Origin of the sequence: Pauljensenia sp. UMB1177 (assembly GCF_030217965.1) — a bacterium.
Lineage (GTDB): Bacteria > Actinomycetota > Actinomycetes > Actinomycetales > Actinomycetaceae > Pauljensenia > Pauljensenia turicensis_A.
The window spans coordinates 1-347 of sequence record NZ_JASOOV010000015.1; the positions used below are offsets into that span (position 1 = coordinate 1).

Here is a 347-nt window from a genome sequence, read left to right on the forward strand (position 1 = left end):
GGGCGGTTGATAACCCTCGACGCCCCGCACGCTCGGCACCGCCACCTGGTTCTTCCAGCACTGGTTTTGCCGTTCTTGACAAGCTTGTGGCCGCATACACCACAACGCGGCCGATTTCTAGACCATGGACCATACATGCTTTCAAAGCATGTACACAGCGCTCAAATCCCTGACACACCGAACAAAAACCAACACCACGTACACACAATCCGGGCATTAACCCCTAAAATCGAACTGCGCGAATAAAAAAGTAGCGGACGGGTTCAATCCCCGCCTGTTCGACAATGTCTAGCCACCTCAGAGAGGGGGCGGGGCCGGGGAACCCGTCCTGCTATCAGGTTAGCGTT

General features: G+C 55.6%; 1 protein-coding gene. It reads right to left on the minus strand.

Translation table 11 applies throughout. The features are described from left to right. On the minus strand, positions 1–137 hold a 137-nt coding region (locus tag QP442_RS08710; protein WP_442953381.1), incomplete at its 3' end, for an IS1/IS1595 family N-terminal zinc-binding domain-containing protein. Positions 138–347: the final 210 nt, after the last annotated feature.